The following is a 1,920-nucleotide window of genomic DNA, read 5'->3' as shown; positions in this document are numbered from 1 at the left end:
TAAAGATCCAGTGTGGAGAACAGACTCAAGGAAGAGTCCAACAGAGTTAGAACAGATTGCGTTCTACCACTGTGACCAAGTTGGTACACCTCAAGCTTTAAGTAATGAGCAAGGTGAATGTATCTGGGAGTTAACACTGAATACATGGGGACAAACACAACAGATCAAAACAAAGAACCAAGAGAATCCATTAGAAAAAAGTGATATCCGTTTCCAAGGGCAATATTACGATGAGGAAACAGGATTACATTACAACCGTTACAGATATTACGAACCATTTTGTGCGCGCTATGTAAGCAAAGATCCGATCAGTCTATTAGGTGGTTTAAATAACTTCGCTTATGTAAGTGATCCGAATCAGTGGATCGATCCACTGGGGTTGCAACTCCAAAAAAGCGATCATGGTTTTAATCATTCAATAGGAGCAAATGATGCACTAAGAACTTATGAAAGAAATCAAAAAAATAGAAAAAATTCCAATAATGGAGTTTCTCCAAATTACGTAACCGCATTGATTGAGAAAGCTGCATCTGGTAAAGCAATGTGTGCTAGTGTTGCAGCTGGTGTAGGGGGGGGTGGATGTGCCAGCTATAAGGGTGATGGAGTCATAGAAAGTAATTTGGAAAGAAGTGTTGGATTGTATGGGGGAGCTGCAATAATGAAGGACAAGAAATATGTTTGGGGAGAAAGGCAAGATGGTAAATATTATGAAGGGTGTGGTGCCACTGGCAAAAAGCAGTATTGTAGTGGAATAAATGATGATCAAACTACATATGGTTATACACAAAAAGCCATTGCTGGTAAAGTAGCTGGAGTCAAGTTGTCAGAAGGCAAGCAAACGACAACAGATCTAAAATTACCACCTATACCTAGACCAGCTGAAGTTCCAAGTAAAATGGGTTATCATACTTTGGATTTAGTAAATCATGGTTTATTCTAACTCTAATGTAGAAGGTTAAGTATGAAAAAAATAAGTTGTGTTATAATTTTTTTAAGCCTTTTATTTATAACGGCATGTCATAATTCTTCTAAAATAACACAAGATAATCAGAAATATGAAGTGCTTATTAAAAAAGCAGAAGGTGGTGATACTGTTGCCCAGTATAATTTAGGAGTTTTATATTTAAACGGAGATAATAATTTCAAGAGGAATATTAATGATGCTATATTTTGGTTAAATAAAGCTGCTGAAAATGGTGATTCTGATGCTCAATATAATTTAGGAGTAATTTATAGTAATAATGAATATGGACAATTACAAGATTTGGAAAAATCAAAAAATTGGTATGTTGTATCAGCTCAGTTAAATAATTCTAAAGCATTGAATAATCTTGCAAACTATTATAGGGATGGTATTCAAGTTCCTAAAGATTTAGAAGTGGCTGTAGAAATGTATAGATTATCAGCTAATCAGGGATATTCTGTAGCACAAGTTAATCTAGGAAGTATGTACTTAAATGGATATGGAATTGAAAAAAATATTCATAAGGCATTTGATTTGTTTAAATTAGCAGCTGAACAAGATGATCCTGATGGTCAATATTTAATAGGCAGCATGTATGCTGAGGGACTAGGTGTAAAAAAAGATATCGAATTAGCTAAATTCTGGATAAAGAAATCAGCAGATCAAGGTAATTTAGCTGCAAGACAGCGATTGAATAAGTTGGAGAATTAGGTTCTTTTTAGTCTATTCAGTAATATAGCTTTCAAAAAATAACTTTTATTTATAAAATTAGTAAATGAAAGTTTAGGTATATGATGTTTTAGAATTTTTTTTGAATCAATATATTCCACTAAAACCATGCAGAATACGTATTCGAATACAATATTTATGGTTATCTCACACGAGAACAAGCCTTTGATGGTGAAGAAAAACACTATAGTTACGATGAGCTTGGTCGACTTAGCCACATTCAACAA

2 protein-coding genes are annotated in these 1,920 nt (G+C 33.9%); both read left to right on the top strand.

Annotated features, from left to right (window positions below):
- On the top strand, positions 1–940 hold a 940-nt coding region (locus AC1M86_RS14735; RefSeq protein WP_481608248.1), incomplete at its 5' end, for an RHS repeat domain-containing protein.
- A gap of 21 nt (positions 941–961) precedes the next feature.
- Positions 962–1,675, top strand: a complete 714-nt coding sequence (locus tag AC1M86_RS14730; RefSeq protein WP_092768994.1) for a tetratricopeptide repeat protein — start codon at positions 962–964, stop codon at positions 1,673–1,675.
- Positions 1,676–1,920: the final 245 nt, after the last annotated feature.

The sequence above is a fragment of the Acinetobacter sp. ANC_7654 genome, from assembly GCF_056779855.1.
Note: the sequence above shows the minus strand (reverse complement) of the source record. Positions and strands in the feature narration are given on the sequence as shown.